The following is a 19,428-nucleotide window of genomic DNA, read 5'->3' on the forward strand; positions in this document are numbered from 1 at the left end:
AGTAACTTTAAATACTATTTCGAGGGGATGAGACGGAGCACGCTCCGTCTCTACAACTGGATAGTATCAAGGGAGTTGATAGAGTACGGACATACCGGGACGCAATCCCTCCACCTTCTCCACCGGTAAGGCATGTATCTCGAAGGTCCGCAAGTCATAGCTACCAGTCTGCTTGGTAGATTTCCAAGTAGCGAAACTGCCCAACGGACTGATATAATTGATCTTGAACTCAATATCCTTCTTATCGATCGCCGGTACATCGGCGACAAACGTTCCTCCCATCTTAAATAAAGGCAAACGATCCTCACGTACGTTCAATACCACATGCACGTCATCTAATACGACTAAGTTCATGATTGGCATCCCGGCCCCAACCAACTCTCCCCGTTTCGGGAAAATAGCTGAGATTTGTCCGGATTCCGGAGCCGTCAACCGAGCGTCCTGTAAGAGAGCCGCCACCTCCTCCACGGTTCCTTGCGCCGCCGTCACCAACGAGCGGGCGCTCTCCTTATCTTGTATCTGCGCCCCGTCTACCGCCATTTGATATTGGCTATAAGCGGCACGTTCGGCGGCCTCAGCCGCTTTATACATGGCCTCCACCTCATCTTTACGCTGTGAGGTTACCACGCTATCTTTATACAAGGCATTGACCCGATCATAGGTAATCTTCGCCAATTGTAAATCCGATTTGGATTTATTCCACAATTGTTGCAAGGAAGCGATGATTTGCTTTCGTGTACCCTCATCCACTTTCTGGTGCTGATACTTCGCTATGTTCTCCATGGCGTTCACCTGTTGATATTTAGCCAACGCCTCCGGACTATTGATGACTACCAAGGTATCGCCTTGGCGTACATTCTGTCCCTCTTTTACCAGAAAGGTATCGATACGCCCCGGTAACTTACCGGAGATACGTATTTCCGTTGCCTCGATCTGCCCTTGCAAGATCACCGGCTTCTTTTTCAACAAGATCATCCCGATCAACGAGACAACTATAACAATCGCCAAGACTGCGACGAAGGCCACACTCAAATATCTCTTAGTTTTATCCATAACCCCTAAATTTTCAATTTTCAATTCTCAATTTTCAATTCCCCAAAAGCTCCTCGGTCTTTCCCTCCATCTTGTATTGGTGGAACTGCTCCGGCGTACCGCAGACAGACAGCAGATTAATCAAGGCTACATCATACTGATAATAAGCCAAAAGAAAAGCGGTCTTCACCTTCGCCAGCATAACCTCAGCATCGACTACCTCCGTAGAAGTAGCCATTCCCTCTTGGAAAGATTTCTTCCGCACCCGGACCAGTTCCCGGCTCATCTCGATCGTCGTATCCAAAGCTTTTACATTGTCCAAGGCATTTTGTAGCTGGCTGTAGAATTTATCGATACCGACCTCCAGATCCGTAATCGCCTTCTCCTTACCCAAACGAAGCGACTGACTAGCGATCTTTGCCTGCCGGATGGTTTTCTCCCGGTTCAAGCCATCAAAAATATTCCACGTAAAACCAACTCCTACCATCGTACGAGGCAACAAATATTTATCCAGTCCATCAGCGTACAAAGTCTGTTTGCCGAATAAAGCGATATTCGGGACATAAGCGGACCGGCCGATCTTTAGTTGATTATCGGCTACAACCTGCTGCAATTTCAATTGATTGACTATATAATTATTCATCGGAACCAGATCCTTGAAGTATTGGGCCGGAGGAAGCGCCTCATTAATAAATAAAGGAGTCGTGGTACGTACGTCGCTCCCCTCCTCCATATTAATCAAGCTTTTAAACGCCTGTTGGGCGACCGCTAAATCCTTACGGGCCGATTCCAGTTCTCGTTTCGCCTCGTCCATACTCACCTGAGCGAACAGACGCTCGGCCCGATTGATCATCCCGTTTTGCTCTAATTTAAGGGCTTGGTCATAATGGGTTTTCAAAGAATTGTACACTTCTGTTTTTACGTCCACCACGCTTTGTCCCAGACGAAGCCCGAAATAAGCCTCGATCAATAAGGATTGTTGGTTAGCATCCACTTGGCTCCTATTCACCTCCGCTATAGAGACCATCGTCTTTCCGATCTTGTTCGCGTAGATACGTTTTCCTCCCGTGAAAACAGGCCACGTCACCGTAGCGTCTATAGAAGTGATGTTTTGGGAGATCAGCGGAAGCGAGAAAGTACCTTGCCCGATCTTATCCAATACCGACATGATCAACTCATTATCCGGGATATAATTATGGACAAACTCCTTCGCCGGTTCCGTATATTTACTCAGCGACTGCCGTACCTCTATCGGATTCGACATATGTACGAAAGCACCCGCGGCGTTCACCGACGGATACCAAAAAGCGTTTAGCTTTTGATGCTCATTCCGAGCCCATTCCACTTCTTTCCCGGCTATTTTCAAGCTTTTATTTTCCTTATGAAGCAGGTCGAGAGATTGTTCCAAGCTTAAATCCACATCGTTCCCTTGGCTCCATGAAGCGCATGGAAGAAGATACAGCAAAAGAATACTGTAAGATACTATATTACTCACCATAAACTCATTTAGTAATTGACGTTCAGTTGGAGTAATAACAGCGAAAAAGGGAGGATTGTTTTTACTTCTTTTTCAAGTTGGGAAGGAACCAAGTAACCAGTCCTAAAAGAGGCATGAAGCCACATACGTTGTAGACAGCCTCTATTCCATAATGATCCGCCATATTTCCTAATACGGCCGAGGCTATACCCGCCACACCGAAAGCAAATCCAAAGAAAAGTCCCGAGATAAGACCTAATTTATAAGGAAGCAACTCTTGCGCATACAACAAAATAGCCGGGAACGCCGATGATAAGACCAACCCCACGCAAAAACTAAGCACGATCGTCCAAACGAATCCCACATGCGGCATCAACAAGCTAAATGGGGCTGCCCCTAGAATCGATCCCCAAATCACATATTTCCGTCCTATCTTATCACCGATAGGACCACCCGCCAAAGTTCCCATGGCCGTAGCGATCAGGAAGACGAACAAACAGATCTGCGAAGTCTGTACACTCACCCCAAATTTATGGATCAAGTAAAAGGTATAGTAGCTATTCAAACTAGCCATATAGATATATTTAGAGAAAATCAAGGTCAGCAATATCGAGATCGAAAAGACTGTTTTTCCCAAAGAAAGAGGCATCTCCACATGCGTCTCACCCGACTTCTTCTGCCATTTCACCCGACTCAAATACGCCTTATACCAACGGCAGATAGGAATCATCACCAAAATAGCGACGAATGCCAGTATAGAAAACAAAGCGATATGAGTCCGTCCATAAGGCGCCACCAATAAAGCAACCAGTAGCGGACCTAACGATCCGCCCAAATTACCACCCACTTGAAAAAGCGATTGTGCCAATCCCCTACGCCCTCCCGACGCTAGCGAGGTAATCCGGGACGCTTCCGGATGCAAAACCGAAGACCCGATACCTATCAAGAATACGGAGATCAAGACCCAATGGAGCGTAGAGGAAAAAGCGAGATTCAACAAGCCGACCAACGTAAAACTCATACCAATAGGTAACGACCAAGCCACGGGACGCTTATCAAAAACCAAACCGGTTATAGGCTGGAAAACAGAAGCGGATAATTGATAAACAAGCGTAATCAACCCGATTTGGGCGAAGCTCAACGCTAAATCATCCTTGAAAAGTGGATAAACCGCCGAGATAACGGATTGCAACGAATCATTCAAACAATGCGTAACACTTAACGCCACCAATACCCGGAATGCTGTTTTATTTACCGGCTGTTGTTTAGGAACCTGCTCCATGACTGTCCATATTTCTATTTAACCTCGTGCTCATTAACATTTCAAAAACCACACAAAAAGTTAGCTAATTTCTAGAAAAACAAACCCTAAGAGCCTATTTTAACCATAGTTAATACAACTATTCTTTCGGTTCTTTTCATTTCTTTATGTTAATCGGCTTAATCTTAATACCTATGAGCCTTGTTTTCTCAGTGATACTTCAGAGCTGTATCCCGGAATGAGCATATATCTTATAACTCACTCCCAAAACAAACGCCAAAATCCCTTATCTGCCATCATTCCGACCCGAAGTTAAAGATCGAGATCATTAACGGGAACAGCCTCTGAAGTTTTTTATATTTATTCCTCTTCTTCTCCCTCGTTCGCCGAATGTAAGATAAAAGTAGTAGCGCCAATCGTTACGATCGTACCCTCCCCGATACGTACTTGTTCTTTTTTACCGACCAATACATTTTTCACAAAAGTCCCGGTCAAGCTAGGAAAGTCACGCACCATATAAACGAACTTGCCATTAGTGTCTTTCTTTACATTAATCACACAATGCTTACGCCCCATACTTGGATCGCTCGTGATAATAGGGACATCTACACCTTCCGTATCCTTATTACGGCGACCAATCACATTATCTCCCATCACTAATGGTAGATCTTGCTTAAAAGCAAAACCATTCTCGATAATGGTAATATAACCACAAGAGAAATCCGGTTCCTTCACCTCTTTTTCCTCACCGGTAGCCGTCTTCACCACCTTTCGGCCCAATTTAATCTTAAATTGCGCTCCACACTGCGGACAGACGAAGGCTAATACCTTCCCTTCCGGATATTTGGTCTCATCAAAAGACAACTGATTATCACATTTTGGACAGAATACTCTTTTCATACACTTAAATACAGGATCTAGTATTACAAACGGAGCGCAAATTTACGAAAAAACCTTCAGCTACACTCCTAAAATCTCATGGTTATGATTTTTTGAAACAAAAAAGGCTATCCATCACGGACAGCCAATCTCAATTGTTAACCTTAAATCTAATACCATGAAAAACACAGTGCAAATATAGAGGTTTTATGTTATGTAGCATAATATTTTATTTGCAAATCTCATATCCTTAACCAGATTTAACAAAAACCATGCTTTAAAACATATCCGTAAAATAATATATATCCCCTTAGAACTTAGGTTCATTCTCTTTAATCTCCTTCAAAGGCAAGGTAAACCAAAAAGTGGAACCTACTCCCAATGTAGATTCTACCCCGATTCGTCCCCCTAGTTTCTCGATAATATTTTTGCAAATCGCCAATCCTAATCCGGTACCTTGTTTGCAAGCGTTCAACTTAACAAAGCGATCGAATATAGTTCTACAATCTTCCTCCGAGATTCCCATTCCCGTATCCGAGACCGAAACTCGTATTTCATCATTCGATACCTTATAGGCTAATTTGATCTCACCTTCCGAAGTAAACTTAATCGCATTTGTCAAGAAATTAGAAATAACCTGTACGACTCGTTTCGGATCTGAGAAAACAGTCACGGGTTGTGAGCCCCGATCGAAAACAAATCGAACGTTTTTCGGAATCTTCAAGGCATGTACCGCATAGGTTTCCTCACAGATCTCCTTAAAATCAAAATTTATCTTCGTAATGTCAAAAGTTCCCGCCTCAATCTTTGAGAAATCAAGGATATCCTCAATCAATTGCAGAAGCAATTCACTATTCTTGTCAATGATATCCACATAAAACTCTCGTTCCTCCTCCTCTATCTCCTTGGTCTCTGCCAGTATATTCGCGAAACCAACAATAGCATTTAAAGGCGTACGGATCTCATGACTCATATTCGCCAAGAACATAGACTTAAGCCGATTCGCCTCTTTAGCCTTAGCTAACTCATATTCTTTCCGTTGACGCTCTCGTTCCACCCAGCGCAATTTATCTTGCATGGCGATCTCATCCGTTATGTCCATCAAGTAATAAAGGATTTTCGCTGGTCTTCCCGCCTCATCATATTTATAAGGGTACGCATACGCTCTCACCCAAACATATTGCCCCTCAAAAAGCTGTCGGTATTGAATACTATATTCACCGATCTCACCCGTAACAATCTTTTCAAAGCCTTGTACAAGTACCCTTTCCCGATCTTCCGGATGTACGATCTCACAAAAATCTTTTTTCGTTGTCAAGTTACTTGCTCTCAATCTGGATTTATTACCTAAAACACGTAAATCCAGATCGATATGCATCTTATCGGTTTTAACATCATATTCCCACAGCAAGGAATCACTGCAACGCATAACCGTTTTCAACTTCGTGAACAGTTCCTCTACTTTCTCCGACTTTTGATATTCTTCCGTCTCATCCGTAAACATTAGTACATATCCACAGATATCTTCAGCCTCTCCTTTCAACGGCACACATTTAATAGACAGACGTAAATTTGTACCTTCCTTTTTTGGGTCTATGTTATAGTACTCATTCGTTTGTATATTATCAAATTCATAATTACAATCGAACACAACCATTTCTCCCTGTTTCAGACGAGCGATCTTGTCCTCTGGAAAATTAGGATTCTCGAAAAGATTTATTCCCATAATATCCTTCCGGCTTATAGCGAACAAATTCTCGTCCGTCCTATTGAGATCCACTAGCTGCCCCCTCTCGTCATAAACTTCAATTCCAACAGGTAATTTCTGGAATAGGGCATTAAAGCTCATTTCCTCTAGCATTTTATTACATTGTCCCATCGTCATATTAAATTATAACCACTAATTCCCTACTTTAAATCAATCAAGCAATCTCCTCTGTTATTTATACAACAAATGAACGATAATAACGATTGCAGCAGAAGTTTAAAGTTATAGAAATAATATGAAAATCAAACATAATCATGTTGAGAATATATGTTTTCGATATTGAGAAAGAGTCATTCCCGTCCGTTGACGAAAAAAGCGATTCAATGTCGATTGAGACGGAAAATTAGTCAATATAGCGATCTCCTGTATATTTAATCGAGAGTCACGTAGCAACGACTTTACCTCTAACACTATATAGATAGATAAAAACTCCTTGGCTGAAATGCCACACCTTTCATTCATGATCGCACTTAAATAAGTTGTCGTTATATTCAATTTATCCGCATAAAATCCGACATTCTTGTGATTCTTGAAATTCTCTGCCACGAGACTACAGAAATCATAGATCAATTGCTCTTTTCTCAAACTAGTCCTGAAAGGGATTTTCTTACGCACTTTCACATAATAGTCGTAAACATCCATGTAAAAAATCCCCAAGTAACATATAATCCGCTCCCTCAGAAGCCCATTACCCCGATACCGCTCAAGCTCATTCTCTATCAATTTGCAAAATGATTGAAAACGCTCAATACCATTATTATCCTCTATATTATAGTAAAAATGATCCTTCACGAAAAAATGAAATCCCGGATCAAAATGACGTAAGGAACTTAATACATCCCCATGTAGTACATGTGGTATGATGATAAACTTCGCCGAGAAGTCCTCACTCACGTTCCGCATTGAGCATAACTGTCTCGGAAATAAGAAAATCAATTCATTCTTATTCCATACATGCTTATTATCAAGCAAATGAATGATCGCACTACCTCTATTACATACTGCTATTATCCCGTAATCCAAAAAAGAAGGTTCTGAAGTCAATGGACTATCTTCAATCTGTTCCGTAATAATAAAGTCTTTTTCTAATCCGCCTAAAAAACGATCACATGTATTATACCTATTCTCTTGCATATACTCTTATAAATTAAGGGAATACGAAATCTTACCTTCAACAACAATCAACAGAATAATATTATATTTTGTTCTGTCCGTTAAGGTCCCAAGTATATTCGTTTGATATTTTTCTTTCCTTACCCCCTCTTCTATTAGCCATCAAACCTTATATATCAATTGGTGCTAACAGCTAACCAAGGAAATCATAAAAAAACACAAGACAAAATTATATAATAAAAAATTGACTATTAAATGCATACCTAAACTAAAAGCGTACAAAAACACATCAATTGTATACAAAATCGAAACAGACAAAGAATAACCGAAAAAGATCATAAAAATACAGTTAGCTTCATTGACAAAGTAAGTTAACTGAAACACCAAAGCAAGTCAACTTACTTTGCCGATGAAATTAGCTTACTTTGAAAGTATGGATGTTACCCTCGGAAAGGGGCGCTTAAGCAGTGTTCTCAAAAATTCGTGTATTCATGCCTCTATACAAAAAAAGGCTATCCGTCACGGACAGCCAATCTCAATTGTTAACCTTAAATCTAATACCATGAAAAACACAGTGCAAATATAGGCGGTTTTATGTTATGTAGCATACTGAATTATTTGCAAAATTCTTTCACTTAACTCGATTTAACGAAATCATGCCCTAAAACATAGTTATTAACAAGAAAACTATTCGTTCAGATCTAATAGCTTCCCAAGAAATCGTCGAGGGAACGAGTATCATCATCTGGCATCAATTCTTTTTTCAAACGAAATTTGCGTTTATAGATAGCATCCTTCGTCACATTCAAGACTGACATCAGCTCCGCCGAAGTTAGCCGCAATTTGATCAAGCAACAAAAACGAATGGCATCCTCCGTCAAATCCGGATAAGCGACACGTAAACGACTTATAAAATCATCATAAAGAGTATTTACGATCTCGATCAAGTTTCTCCAATCTGAATCCGGCAATATCGTTTCCGATTTAGAAAGTATCTTCAGCTTCTTGAACGTATCCAACTGTTCCAGCAAACACTTCGCCAAACGCTCCTTTTCCTTGATCAAGGATTCCACGTCACGATGCGCTTTCCACTGAGCCGCATGCTGGTATTCCTTCAAACATTTCTCCTTCGCTTCCAATTGCTCCTTGATGTGCGACATCTCACGACTATAACGTTGTATCAAGATTTCATTTTTATCCACAAGACTCGCTATTTCTCTCAGTTCTTTCTCCTTTTTTGTCTTATAAAGGTGATAACGCAAAAAAGATAACAGAAGCAGGGTAAAAGCGACGATGATTAAAATGATCAGATAATAAATATCTACATAGAAATGCTCCGGCTCCTTTAGAACCGAGCTTATGGCAGTAGATGTGTGCAGCGCAAACTTCATATAAATAGTATTTATTATCTTAATACTTCTTTCTTAGAATTCCCTCTCTCCAAATCGCTTCCAAAAAGCCTGTCCCATATCCGATCAATTGGACAAAAGCCGCTATGATAGATAACAACGCAACGATTCCGTTCTTATTTCTCACTAAAGCGTCAAAAAAGATCAGCGAAATATAAAATAACAATAGCCCCCATACCTTTGGAACGAAAAAAGCGGAAATACATACCCCCAGCAGACCTACCACAAATAAGGCCGGCAGGCAATGTACCCATTTCAATGATTCCGGGTACTTCTGGTACAAGATAATCCTAGCGTACCCCGAATGCCATACTTGCCGGAAAAACTGGACGAAATTTGTTCTTCGCTTATGATAGACCCAAGCGCCCGGAAAATAACGGCATTTATAGCCTGCCGCAAAAATCCGGATACTAAAATCTATATCCTCTCCATAACGCATATCAGAGAAACCACCCAAGGCTTCATACACCTCTTTCCGCATTCCCATATTAAAACTCCGGGGATAGAATGCATCTAAATGCCTCCGGCTTCCTCGGATCCCTCCTGTCGTAAAAAAAGAAGTCATCGAGTAATTGACCGCTTTCTGTATAGCGGAAAAAGAAGAATGCGCCCTGTCAGCACCACCAAAGGCATCCACCTTATAACGCATTAAGGACTCGTGTACTTGTTCCAGATAGCTGGCCGGAACGATACAATCCGAATCCAAGACAATCACGATCTCTCCTTCCGCATAACGTACCCCTTGATTGCGAGCCAAGCCTGGACCTGAATTCTCTATATAGAAATAGCGAATCCTCAAGCGGTTATTATAGGCATTGACTATGGGCTCACAAGGTATAGAAGAACCGTCGTCCACTACGATAACCTCAAAATGTACATATGTCTGCCGGGTAAGGCTGTTTAATAAATCGTCTATCTCCTCCGGACGATTGTAGACAGGAATAATAATTGAAAATACTTCCATTAAGCTAGATTTAATCTGCCGACAAAAGTAAAGAGTTAAAAAGCGTGTGTCAAAAAAGGGCACTGGACAAATAGAGGACATAGCTGGACATCGAATACCCCCTATTTTTTACCCCATAATAGAAAAACTGGACAAAATCCATAAGATACGCTCAGTTTATCCATACGGAAAAGTCTATTTATCAACAGCTTACAAAATACAATACTATCCGCTACTATTTGGACAAAGACTGGACGCACACAATATTATTTCATTCGCACATCTGCCCCCCACATTAATTTTTCCCGAAGCGTCTGATAAAAAGTATGGTTATAGCGTTTGATGACTTTCGTCGTATAATCGGCCTTGCTCATCTTTAATTCGATACCTGCCGGGAATATTTCCGAACGTCCATCCAAAGAGATCAGAAAATATTTATTCCGGCTCTCTACCCGAAGCGTTATTATATCTGAATCCGGAATCACCAACGGACGCACGTTCAAGGAATGCGGAGCGACCGGACTCAAGACAATGCTATTACTTTGTGGGACGATAATCGGCCCATTTACGCTCATCGAATAGGCTGTGGAACCGGTAGGTGTAGCCACTACCAAACCATCCGCCTGATAGGAAGTCAGATATTCCCCATTCAAGAATGTATGAATCGTAATCATCGAGGAACTATCACGCTTCAGCACGGCGATCTCGTTCAAGGCGTAATTATATCCGCGAAACGCACGGTCTTCCGTATATAAACGCAAGAGGGTTCGTTCCTCTACCTTATAGTAATTCTTAAAAATCTCGTCCAGCGTATCCTCAACCTCATTACTGCTGACATCCGCAAGGAAGCCTAGCCGTCCGGTATTAATACCTAAAATAGGAATATCTTGTTTATTTACCCGGGCCGCCGTACGAAGGAACGTACCATCTCCTCCCACGCTAAGCGCTATATCCAGATCAAACTCATCACCCACTAATAGCCCGCTCACCACTGGCTCAAAACCAAAAGCATCTGTAAGGAATGTATAAAAAGGGCTGTCCACATAAATATCAGCCTCTTGTTCACGAAGCTTCTCAAACAAGCGTTTAATCAGATTCTGTCTCTCGATCTGATATTCACTTCCAAATATTCCAACTTTCATTCTACGCTCCTTACTTTACATATTCATATAATGTAATAACTCATTCATCCGCTGCCGCAACATATCATCCACCATCCCCTTCTCCATAAAATGATAAAGCACCGTATAATTGAAACGCTCGAAACTACGGATCACGGGAGAGGCATCTTCCAAATCAATCTTAAGGGTTATAAGCAGACGGCCCGTATCTTTATCTTGATGGGATAACAAATTAAGGACATGGGCATTATTCGCCTCTACCAAACGGGCGATATCCGTTAATGAATAATCCTGTGGCATCATTTCCAATACGATCACGCTTCCAGCCGCCTCCGCATTACATAGCTCGGATAAAGCATCTACCAAACGATCCCGGGTAATCGCCCCCAAATAAGTTCCGTCCACGGAAACCACAGGCAACAGGCTCAATCCATATCGGGTTATCATTGCCAACGCTTCATGTAAATGTCCATTTTCCGAAATCGCCGGAGCGAATAAAACCGGCTCACCGATCGTAGCCGAAGGATCCGGCATCGCCAATAAGTCTTTTTCCGACACTAAACACTGGTATGCGTTATCACTCAATAACGGAAGATGCTTGAGTTTAAAATCCTCCATTAACGCCAACGCATATTCCGCTGTGTCAAAACTTTTTAACACCGGAATTTCCTTTGTTATGAAATCTTTCACCAACATTATTCTGTTAATTCCCTAAATCCTGCTAAATTTGCCGATACTTTTGTGCAAATGTAATGAAAGAAAAAAGATATACGATATACAATGACAAATTTAAGTGTAAACATTAACAAGGTTGCTACTATTCGTAATGCGAGAGGTGGCAATATGCCAAACGTGCTGAAAGTAGCGCAAGACTGTGAATTATTCGGGGCACAAGGAATTACGGTTCATCCCCGTCCGGATGAACGACACATACGCTATAGCGATGTTTATGGACTAAAACCTCTTATCCGGACAGAATTTAACATAGAAGGTTATCCTTGTGATAAATTCATCGACTTGGTATTGAAGGTAAAACCGACCCAAGTCACACTGGTTCCGGACGCTCCGGATGCCATCACGTCGAACTCAGGTTGGAACGTAAAGGACAATTTCGATTACTTAAGCGAATTGGTAGACACCTTTACCTCACAAGGAATCCGTACATCCATCTTCGTCGGAACAGACTTGGCGAATATCGAACTAGCGGCGAAAACAGGTACGGACCGTATTGAGCTATATACGGAACCTTATGCGACCTTTTATCCGGAAGATCGTGACAAAGCGATCGCTCCTTTTGTAGAGGCCGCTCAATTAGCTAAAAACTTAGGATTAGGCGTAAATGCCGGACACGACTTGAGCTTAGAAAATCTGGCTTTCTTCAACAAGAATATCCCTTGGCTGGAGGAGGTTTCTATCGGCCATGCCTTGATTTGTGATGCGCTCTATCATGGTTTGCAAGAGACGATCGCTTTATACAAGGCATGCTTGAATAATTGAGAATGGAGAAGAATTGAATATTGAAAATTATAACCTATAATTCAAAACGATGAGTATTTTACTTTCACTACAGGCCGTAGGCTCTCAGGCGGCAGATCAAATGCCGGATTTAACGGCTGTAACCCTTCCTACGGAAGCGGAAATCAATGTGATAGACCTTGCCTTTAAGGGAGGTTGGATTATGGTGGTATTGTTACTGCTCTCTCTGATGGCTATTTATATTTTTGTTCAACGTCTGATCATCATTCGCCGTGCGGGAAAAGAAGACGAGACGTTCATGAATCGTATTAAGGACTATATCCATGAAGGAAAAGTGGACTCGGCTCTCAATTTATGCCGGAGCACCAACACACCTTCCGCCCGTATGATCGAGAAAGGCATTACCCGTTTGGGCCGTCCGATGAACGATGTGCTCGTAGCGATCGAGAATGTCGGAAATTTGGAGATCGCTAAACTGGAAAAAGGTTTCCCCTTGATCGCGACGACCGCCGCCGGCGCTCCCATGCTTGGTTTCCTTGGGACAGTAACCGGTATGGTACGTGCTTTCTTCGATATGGCAAACGCAGGTACCAATGTTGATGTCTCCTTATTATCCGGTGGTATCTATGAGGCCTTGGTGACAACCGTGGGTGGTCTAGTAGTTGGTATTATTACATTGTTCGCGTACAACTATCTGGTATCTCAAGTAGATAACGTCGTGAACAAGATGGAGGCTCGTACGATGGAATTCATGGATTTATTAAATGAACCGGCTAATTAATTGAAAATGGAGAATTGAAAATTGAAAATGAGCCAACTCTCCTCTATTTAATTTTCAATTCTCCATTTTCAATTTTCAATTATAAAAAATTATGGCTCTAAAAAGAAGAACAAAGGTAAACGAAGCGTTCAGCATGGCCTCTATGACCGACGTCATATTCCTCTTGCTGATCTTCTTCATGGTTACCTCTACCGTAGTAATCCCGAACGCCATCAAGGTTACCTTGCCGCAAGCGCAAAAGCAGACAGCGGCGAAACCTCTTACGAGGGTAACGATAGACGCGAACTTGAATTACTACGTGGCATTTGGAAAGCAAAAAGAGGTACAGGTCTCATTTGATGAGATCACTCCTTTCTTGCAAGATAGTTACGCGAAGGAACCGGAGATGTTCGTCGCCTTATATGCCGACGAGACCGTGCCTTACAAAGAGATTGTAAAGATACTGAATATAGCGAACGAGAATAAATTCAAGATGGTGCTTGCCACCCGTCCGCAGAAATAGCAGATATGAGACTGAATAAGGATGACATATACAGTTTGATCGGTACCGTTGCTTTTCACGGTGTCATTCTACTGATACTTTGGTTTACCGTATTGAAAACCGAGGTACCGGATGAAGACGGGGGTGTACTCGTTAATTTCGGGAATGTAGATGCCGCCGCCGGAATGTTCGAGCCTAAGTATACCGGGCAAGAACCGCCTCAGGAAACGACCACTCCCCCTCCTCCCGTACCGGAGCCGCAAGTGGAAACGCCCAAGCAGGAACTCATCACTCAAGATATCGAGGAAAGCGTAGCCCTTGAGGACGCTAAAAAGAAGAAAGAGGAAGAGAAACGCAAGAAACAAGAGGCTGAGAAGAAACGGAAAGAAGAGGAGGAGAAAGAACGTATCCGCCGGGAAGAAGCCGAGAAGAAACGTCTGGCCGAGGAACGCCGCAAGAAGGAACAAGCCATTAGCAACAAGGTGGCCGGAGCTTTTGGTATGGGAAACGCCGAGGGTAACAGCCAAGGCGACGCTGAAAGCGGAACCGGTAACCAAGGAAGTCCGTTCGGTAACTCTGATCATGGGGCGAATGAAGGCGTAGGCGGTTACGGATCATTTAATTTGAACGGCCGTTCCATTGGTGCCGGAGGTCTCCCTCGTCCCGCTTACACGATCCAAGAAGAAGGTCGTATTGTTATCAATATAACCGTAGATCCGAAAGGCAATGTTATATTTGCCGAGGTAGGTCGGGGAACTAATATCGACAACGCCTCCATGCGTAAAAGCGCTTTGGACGCAGCTCGAAAGGCGAAGTTCAACAGTATCAGTGGCGCTAATAACCAGAGTGGTACTATTACTTACGTGTACAAATTTAAATAATTGAATCTTATGAAGAAAGCGATCGTATTCTTAGCGAATGGCTTCGAGGAAATGGAAGCCACGGGAACCGTAGACATTTTGCGTCGCGGAGGTATAGACACGAAAACAGTCTCCATCACAGACGACCGTAAAGTGGTGGGTGCCCATCATATGGAATATATGGCAGATGCCCTACTTTCCGAAACTGATTTTTCAGGTATAGACGCCTTGATCTTACCGGGAGGTATGCCCGGAGCATCCAATCTAAACGAGTCTGAGGCGGTAAAGGAGGCCTTATTGCAACAATATCGCCAAGGAGGTATCGTAGCCGCTATCTGCGCCGCCCCGATGGTATTGGGCGGCCTTGGCTTATTAAAAGGCCGTAAAGCGACTTGCTACCCCGGGTTCGAACCGAAATTGATTGGTGCCACGGTAACAGGCGAGGCTGTCGAGGTAGATGGAAATGTGGTAACCGGTAGAGGACCGGGCTTGGTATTCAATTTTGGCCTAGCTTTAGTATCTGTACTAAAAGGTGACGCGGTTGCGGAGGAAGTTGCGGCCGGATTACTATTATAAGATTTAGATCATCAGTCGAAACCCAATAGAATAGGGAACGTAATCCATTGAGTTATGTTTCCTATTCCATTGAGTTTTATCACCTATCCTATTGACTTACGAGATATCCCCCAAAGAGCTCCCTGCCCTATTCTATTTTGATCGTTTCAACCGCTTGTCGCTTCGTCCCATCCATGGATACCGCACGATAACGAACCGTGGAGAAATCAATGGAACGTAAATCTATATTCCGAATAACGCTATTGTACATCGTACGGTAATAAATCACATGGTTTCGCATATCCGTAACCGAAGTCCATTGAGTAGCGCTCGGTATATCGCAAGGTACTTGCCCTAATGGGAATTCGATCCCTACGGGAATATCAAAATTATTCAATATCTGGAAACACTGGAAGACCGTTTCCAATGCGGTTTCTTGTTGTGGGGCCGAAGCTTGGTAAAAAGCCGCACGAACGAAACGTGACGGTGGAGTTACGTCGCCCGGAATCCCAAGGAAACCGCTTCCCGCACCCAATGAAGACAACTCGATATTTCCTAATTGTTGATTGGGGGCCGTACCCGGGAAAAGATTAACATAATTATTCAGGTTCGTCAGATGCCACTCGAAACTGGGAGAATTAGTCAGAACTCCTAACGTATTCTCATAGAAGTGTAGCTCACCCTTAATAATCTCAAGAACCAGTTGACGCCCCGACGGCTCGGCAAACCGCCAATGAACGGTAGACGCACGGGGATCTATATTGATAACATGCACTTTCTTAACAGCCTCTTTCACCTCCTCTACATTTGAACATTCCCCCAACAGCCAAGACACTAATTGCAGATCAGAGATACTTTTATCCCGAACTGCGGCATTATATTTCTCATATTCACCGTACTTTGGAAAATAAAACAATCCAGCCGATAACCCAACCTCATTGAGTCCTTCAGCGATAAATTCCTTTTGCTCCACTGCCAAGCCCACATATCCATAACGTGCCGTGAAAGTCATTCCATCAACCCCATTCGGAGTATACGATCGTTCGGTGTATCCTCTTGGAACCACGACATACTGGCTGTTCAAATTACTTCCACCCCATTCTATCGTACGTGCTACAATAGTCGTACTGTCCTTGCTTTTTAAGGTAATACCGGTGCAAGCCTCTGCAGCGGAAGGATTAATAAGCAAGCCGGCAATCGCAAATAAAATAAAGAAATATCTCATAAACATCATTTTTGATAAAAACAAGCGACAGGAGAAGGTTGTTTTCAAGATTTCAAGACTTTTTCGTATGTTTGCGGTCATTTTATCAAAAAGTATAATATGAATAATAATCTAAAAGGTTTCGCTTATGGAATAGCGACTTCTGTTACATTCGGTTTAATCCCTTTGTTTACATTGCCTCTTATGGAGAAGGGTATGCGGTTTGATTCGATATTGTTCTATCGTTTCTTATTCGCGGCCATCGCCTTATCGGGTATGCTTCTAGCAAAAAAGGAATCTTTCAGAACAGAGATGCGAAACCTACCGATATTGATTTTATTGGGTGCTTTTTATACAGGCTCGGCAATGTTCCTGTTTTGGGGCTATAATTTTATGGCGGCGGGAATCGCGACAACTCTACATTTTACATATCCAATATTTGTAACCCTTTTCATGCTTTTTGTATTTAAAGAAAAAACATCATGGATCACGCTTTTAGCGATCGGACTCGCTATTTGTGGAGTAGCCCGCCTATCAATCGATGGAGGAGAGATGCGATTAAACGGGCTAGGCGTGATCATCGTATTACTTTCCGCGGTCGCTTATGCCCTCTATATCGTAACCGTCAATAAATCAAGGGTACATGATATGCCGGGACGAAAACTTACGTTCTATGTATTTATCGTCAGTACCTCTTTATTTTTCATAAAAGCACAGGCAGGAACAGGAATCCAACCCATTCCAGACCTGCCCTCTTTTATTAACCTCGTCTTATTAGCCTTCTTGCCAACCGTAGTATCTAACATTACATTGGTACAAGCCGTACACCATATCGGTTCCACCCTAACTTCCGTACTGGGAGCAACAGAACCCGTGACAGCCGTCTGCGTGGGTGTTTTAGTCTTTGGAGAGCCTTTCACCCCTCACCTCGCTTTAGGAATCTTACTGATTATCGTAGCGGTTACATTGATTATCCTGTCCAAATACATACAGAAAAATCTCCATGAGGCCAAGCGATTGTTCAAAGCACGGCACATCTTAAGAACCAAATAACAATACAACTGAAAGCAATACGGCATAGATAAATACATTCCGTGCCGTATGCCCTAAAGTTCTATTAAGCTCACGGCCTTGATACTGTTTCATCTCCAGCCATGTGGCGGCAAACAGCACGCTAAAAGCCGCGAATAAACAAACAAGCCAAGGTGAGGCATCCATCAATAAAGGAAGAGTTATCAAGACAGCCAATATACCGTTCAGCAAATAAGTTACCAACCCGAACGTACGCCCGAATAGCACAATCGTAGTCCGTTTACGAGCCGCCTTATCTTGCTCATAATCCCGGTAATTATTCACGATCAAAATATTAGCGGACAACAGCCCCAATGACAACGAAAGCAAGAATGACAATAAGGAAAACGATAATGCTTGTACATAATACGTAAAACAAACCGGAATAATCCCATAAAACAATACGACACACACATCCCCTAGCCCGTTATAAGCCAAAGGAAACGGCCCTGCTGAATAAGCCAAGACACAAATCGCGATAGCAATTCCTACACCGATGAGCTCCCAGCCGGCAAAGAACAACAAGAAACAGCCACATAGACAAGAAAGCCCCAACGTGATAAAAGTCCCCCATAGCATTGCCTTAGGAGTTATCCAACCGGAAGCCACCGCTCGCTCCGGGCCTAACCGGTCCTCCTTATCCGCCCCCTTCTTAAAATCAAAATAATCATTGGCAAAATTACTGGCTATCTGGGCAAGTAAAGCCACCAAAACACAAAGGATCGCCGGAGCCAATTTAAATACTCCATCCCTGTAAGCCAGCGCACACCCAACTAATACCGGACTAAATGATGCCGGCAACGTTTTCGGACGTGCCGCCTCTAACCAAGCTTGAATTCTCGATCTGTTATTCTCCATTCTATTGTTTTATTCTTAAAATAACTACAAAAATAAAAAACAAATAACATATACTGTTGTTATTATCTAAAGAAATACTTGTATATTTGCGCCATGAAGAATTTTCTATTCATATTAGGTCTGTTGATTAGCTTCATGCTGTTTGCTCCCGAAGAAGGGACAAAGAGTATGGATGAGGTTATGTCTGCTACTAAAGAGGCCGTTATGAAAGAAAAAAACACGGCAGATGCCCAACGTCGTTTCGAAGTATTAAGTAACGAGCTGAAAAGCAGCAACTGCTTAACTCCCCGCAGGATTTCACAAACGACAAACAACACTATCGAAATACGGATATGGAAAAATATGGAGAAATCCCTTCAAGACATGCGTTTGAGAGGAGTAAATCAACTTCATAGAGTATCTCAACATATATCCACTTATCAGATCATAAATTTATCCACACTTCTGTGTCGTATGGGAGAGCATGTCTTTGCCCTACGAAAACTCATTATTTAGTTTTTAATTGTTTCATATTTGTATCTTTCGGTAAGTCATTGATATGTCTTATCGATAGGAATATTGCATTTATTAAATCAATATTTCCGGGGAGTTATTGCCCATTTACATTATTATAAACAATTAAAAATTACAATTATGACAACTAATAAATCAGGTAAAATACGTATATATCTTTATGTTCTTCTAACAATCGCAGGTTGTGTATTCGCATGCAGTTCTATCATCCCTAACGACTATATTAAATTAGTAGTAGTTATGGGCACTCTATGTGTTGGTCTATATGGCATAATGAAAGGACTGAGTAGTACCGGGACGTCATCGGAAGAGGAAGTCTTGGAAAAAGAATAATAAAATACAACAATTATCGAATCCTAAAAAAATAAGAAGATCATGAGAATAAATAAAGATTTGGCTGATGCAATCATGATGGTTTCATTTATCGTATTGGTATTAGTCGGAACTACAACATTTGACAATGAGGTTACTAAAAACGTAACCATGGGATCCCTCGGTGTGATTACGGTAGCGATGTTAGTTCTTCGCGTCATAGGATCACGCCAAAAGGAAGAGGAAGAAGCCTTTTAGTAGTTAGTCCATTGGTTTCCTGTTGTTGTCCCGGGGTGACCCGGGATTATCTGAGA

20 protein-coding genes are annotated in these 19,428 nt (G+C 42.3%); 8 read left to right on the forward strand and 12 right to left on the reverse strand.

The window, feature by feature from the left end; genetic code table 11:
- Window positions 1–66 precede the first annotated feature (66 nt).
- From DWY79_RS08095 to DWY79_RS08140, 10 genes are all read right to left on the reverse strand, one after another.
- A complete protein-coding gene (locus tag DWY79_RS08095) occupies window positions 67–1,053 on the reverse strand; it encodes an HlyD family secretion protein (protein WP_005868022.1) in 987 nt (328 codons plus the stop codon).
- Window positions 1,054–1,087: 34 nt separating this feature from the next.
- The gene (locus tag DWY79_RS08100) at window positions 1,088–2,530 is read right to left on the reverse strand and encodes a TolC family protein (protein WP_034531167.1); all 1,443 of its coding nucleotides are present in this window, start codon (window positions 2,528–2,530) and stop codon (window positions 1,088–1,090) included.
- 61 nt (window positions 2,531–2,591) lie between these two features.
- Complete coding sequence (locus DWY79_RS08105; RefSeq protein WP_005868019.1) at window positions 2,592–3,791, reverse strand: MFS transporter; 1,200 nt, start codon at window positions 3,789–3,791, stop codon at window positions 2,592–2,594.
- Between the two features lie 339 nt (window positions 3,792–4,130).
- Window positions 4,131–4,670 carry an FHA domain-containing protein gene (locus DWY79_RS08110; protein ID WP_008771771.1) on the reverse strand — a complete coding sequence of 180 codons (540 nt, stop codon included), beginning with the start codon at window positions 4,668–4,670 and terminating at the stop codon, window positions 4,131–4,133.
- A gap of 289 nt (window positions 4,671–4,959) precedes the next feature.
- Window positions 4,960–6,528 (reverse strand): PAS domain-containing sensor histidine kinase, encoded by a 1,569-nt coding sequence (locus DWY79_RS08115; protein ID WP_122369186.1) that lies wholly within the window; start codon window positions 6,526–6,528, stop codon window positions 4,960–4,962.
- Between the two features lie 141 nt (window positions 6,529–6,669).
- Window positions 6,670–7,320 carry a helix-turn-helix domain-containing protein gene (locus DWY79_RS08120; RefSeq protein ID WP_226769897.1) on the reverse strand — a complete coding sequence of 217 codons (651 nt, stop codon included), beginning with the start codon at window positions 7,318–7,320 and terminating at the stop codon, window positions 6,670–6,672.
- Window positions 7,321–8,231: 911 nt separating this feature from the next.
- A complete protein-coding gene (locus DWY79_RS08125; RefSeq protein WP_005868012.1) occupies window positions 8,232–8,921 on the reverse strand; it encodes a hypothetical protein in 690 nt (229 codons plus the stop codon).
- Between the two features lie 19 nt (window positions 8,922–8,940).
- A complete protein-coding gene (locus DWY79_RS08130; RefSeq protein ID WP_005868009.1) occupies window positions 8,941–9,903 on the reverse strand; it encodes a glycosyltransferase family 2 protein in 963 nt (320 codons plus the stop codon).
- Window positions 9,904–10,148: 245 nt separating this feature from the next.
- Window positions 10,149–11,024, reverse strand: coding sequence for an NAD kinase (locus tag DWY79_RS08135; RefSeq protein WP_005855867.1), 876 nt, complete (start codon window positions 11,022–11,024; stop codon window positions 10,149–10,151).
- A 15-nt stretch (window positions 11,025–11,039) separates the two neighbouring features.
- Window positions 11,040–11,699 (reverse strand): CBS domain-containing protein, encoded by a 660-nt coding sequence (locus DWY79_RS08140; RefSeq protein ID WP_122369171.1) that lies wholly within the window; start codon window positions 11,697–11,699, stop codon window positions 11,040–11,042.
- An 84-nt stretch (window positions 11,700–11,783) separates the two neighbouring features.
- On the opposite strand from DWY79_RS08140, the gene DWY79_RS08145 reads away from it, so the two are divergent.
- From DWY79_RS08145 to DWY79_RS08165, 5 genes are all read left to right on the forward strand, one after another.
- On the forward strand, window positions 11,784–12,500 hold the full coding sequence (locus DWY79_RS08145) for a pyridoxine 5'-phosphate synthase (protein WP_008771766.1): 717 nt from the start codon (window positions 11,784–11,786) through the stop codon (window positions 12,498–12,500).
- 49 nt (window positions 12,501–12,549) lie between these two features.
- Window positions 12,550–13,260, forward strand: coding sequence for a MotA/TolQ/ExbB proton channel family protein (locus DWY79_RS08150; RefSeq protein WP_005855862.1), 711 nt, complete (start codon window positions 12,550–12,552; stop codon window positions 13,258–13,260).
- A gap of 91 nt (window positions 13,261–13,351) precedes the next feature.
- On the forward strand, window positions 13,352–13,762 hold the full coding sequence (locus tag DWY79_RS08155) for a biopolymer transporter ExbD (RefSeq protein ID WP_005855860.1): 411 nt from the start codon (window positions 13,352–13,354) through the stop codon (window positions 13,760–13,762).
- 5 nt (window positions 13,763–13,767) lie between these two features.
- Window positions 13,768–14,622: an energy transducer TonB gene (locus DWY79_RS08160; protein WP_008771765.1), complete on the forward strand. Its 855-nt coding sequence runs from the start codon at window positions 13,768–13,770 to the stop codon at window positions 14,620–14,622.
- Between the two features lie 9 nt (window positions 14,623–14,631).
- Complete coding sequence (locus tag DWY79_RS08165) at window positions 14,632–15,177, forward strand: DJ-1 family glyoxalase III (protein ID WP_008771764.1); 546 nt, start codon at window positions 14,632–14,634, stop codon at window positions 15,175–15,177.
- A 127-nt stretch (window positions 15,178–15,304) separates the two neighbouring features.
- Here DWY79_RS08165 and DWY79_RS08170 read toward each other — a convergent pair whose 3' ends face one another.
- Window positions 15,305–16,381 carry a linear amide C-N hydrolase gene (locus DWY79_RS08170; RefSeq protein WP_083790429.1) on the reverse strand — a complete coding sequence of 359 codons (1,077 nt, stop codon included), beginning with the start codon at window positions 16,379–16,381 and terminating at the stop codon, window positions 15,305–15,307.
- A 99-nt stretch (window positions 16,382–16,480) separates the two neighbouring features.
- Between DWY79_RS08170 and DWY79_RS08175 the strand changes: the two genes are divergently transcribed.
- On the forward strand, window positions 16,481–17,413 hold the full coding sequence (locus tag DWY79_RS08175) for a DMT family transporter (RefSeq protein WP_005855838.1): 933 nt from the start codon (window positions 16,481–16,483) through the stop codon (window positions 17,411–17,413).
- Here DWY79_RS08175 and DWY79_RS08180 read toward each other — a convergent pair.
- The gene (locus DWY79_RS08180) at window positions 17,399–18,289 is read right to left on the reverse strand and encodes a 1,4-dihydroxy-2-naphthoate polyprenyltransferase (protein ID WP_036613683.1); all 891 of its coding nucleotides are present in this window, start codon (window positions 18,287–18,289) and stop codon (window positions 17,399–17,401) included. The genes DWY79_RS08175 and DWY79_RS08180 overlap by 15 nt on opposite strands.
- Window positions 18,290–18,382: 93 nt before the next feature.
- Here DWY79_RS08180 and DWY79_RS08185 point away from each other — a divergent pair, with 93 nt between their 5' ends.
- Together DWY79_RS08185 and DWY79_RS08195 are read left to right on the forward strand one after the other, a co-directional pair.
- Window positions 18,383–18,784 carry a hypothetical protein gene (locus DWY79_RS08185; RefSeq protein ID WP_005867997.1) on the forward strand — a complete coding sequence of 134 codons (402 nt, stop codon included), beginning with the start codon at window positions 18,383–18,385 and terminating at the stop codon, window positions 18,782–18,784.
- Window positions 18,785–19,177: 393 nt separating this feature from the next.
- Window positions 19,178–19,372: a hypothetical protein gene (locus DWY79_RS08195; RefSeq protein WP_005855829.1), complete on the forward strand. Its 195-nt coding sequence runs from the start codon at window positions 19,178–19,180 to the stop codon at window positions 19,370–19,372.
- The last annotated feature ends 56 nt before the right edge of the window (window positions 19,373–19,428 follow it).

The sequence above is a fragment of the Parabacteroides sp. AF27-14 genome (assembly GCF_003635425.1).
Taxonomy (GTDB): domain Bacteria; phylum Bacteroidota; class Bacteroidia; order Bacteroidales; family Tannerellaceae; genus Parabacteroides; species Parabacteroides distasonis.

Excerpts from the sequence above, each read along its gene's own strand:
- DWY79_RS08095 (WP_005868022.1), bottom strand. The coding sequence starts at position 1,053 with ATGGATAAAACTAAGAGATATTTGAGTGTGGCCTTCGTCGCAGTCTTG.
- DWY79_RS08140 (WP_122369171.1), bottom strand. The coding sequence starts at position 11,699 with ATGTTGGTGAAAGATTTCATAACAAAGGAAATTCCGGTGTTAAAAAGT.
- DWY79_RS08105 (WP_005868019.1), bottom strand. The coding sequence starts at position 3,791 with ATGGAGCAGGTTCCTAAACAACAGCCGGTAAATAAAACAGCATTCCGG.
- DWY79_RS08160 (WP_008771765.1), top strand. The coding sequence starts at position 13,768 with ATGAGACTGAATAAGGATGACATATACAGTTTGATCGGTACCGTTGCT.
- DWY79_RS08145 (WP_008771766.1), top strand. The coding sequence starts at position 11,784 with ATGACAAATTTAAGTGTAAACATTAACAAGGTTGCTACTATTCGTAAT.
- DWY79_RS08120 (WP_226769897.1), bottom strand. The coding sequence starts at position 7,320 with ATGCGGAACGTGAGTGAGGACTTCTCGGCGAAGTTTATCATCATACCA.
- DWY79_RS08150 (WP_005855862.1), top strand. The coding sequence starts at position 12,550 with ATGAGTATTTTACTTTCACTACAGGCCGTAGGCTCTCAGGCGGCAGAT.
- DWY79_RS08180 (WP_036613683.1), bottom strand. The coding sequence starts at position 18,289 with ATGGAGAATAACAGATCGAGAATTCAAGCTTGGTTAGAGGCGGCACGT.
- DWY79_RS08195 (WP_005855829.1), top strand. The coding sequence starts at position 19,178 with ATGAGAATAAATAAAGATTTGGCTGATGCAATCATGATGGTTTCATTT.
- DWY79_RS08155 (WP_005855860.1), top strand. The coding sequence starts at position 13,352 with ATGGCTCTAAAAAGAAGAACAAAGGTAAACGAAGCGTTCAGCATGGCC.
- DWY79_RS08125 (WP_005868012.1), bottom strand. The coding sequence starts at position 8,921 with ATGAAGTTTGCGCTGCACACATCTACTGCCATAAGCTCGGTTCTAAAG.
- DWY79_RS08185 (WP_005867997.1), top strand. The coding sequence starts at position 18,383 with ATGAAGAATTTTCTATTCATATTAGGTCTGTTGATTAGCTTCATGCTG.
- DWY79_RS08110 (WP_008771771.1), bottom strand. The coding sequence starts at position 4,670 with ATGAAAAGAGTATTCTGTCCAAAATGTGATAATCAGTTGTCTTTTGAT.
- DWY79_RS08130 (WP_005868009.1), bottom strand. The coding sequence starts at position 9,903 with ATGGAAGTATTTTCAATTATTATTCCTGTCTACAATCGTCCGGAGGAG.
- DWY79_RS08170 (WP_083790429.1), bottom strand. The coding sequence starts at position 16,381 with ATGAGATATTTCTTTATTTTATTTGCGATTGCCGGCTTGCTTATTAAT.
- DWY79_RS08175 (WP_005855838.1), top strand. The coding sequence starts at position 16,481 with ATGAATAATAATCTAAAAGGTTTCGCTTATGGAATAGCGACTTCTGTT.
- DWY79_RS08165 (WP_008771764.1), top strand. The coding sequence starts at position 14,632 with ATGAAGAAAGCGATCGTATTCTTAGCGAATGGCTTCGAGGAAATGGAA.
- DWY79_RS08100 (WP_034531167.1), bottom strand. The coding sequence starts at position 2,530 with ATGGTGAGTAATATAGTATCTTACAGTATTCTTTTGCTGTATCTTCTT.
- DWY79_RS08115 (WP_122369186.1), bottom strand. The coding sequence starts at position 6,528 with ATGGGACAATGTAATAAAATGCTAGAGGAAATGAGCTTTAATGCCCTA.
- DWY79_RS08135 (WP_005855867.1), bottom strand. The coding sequence starts at position 11,024 with ATGAAAGTTGGAATATTTGGAAGTGAATATCAGATCGAGAGACAGAAT.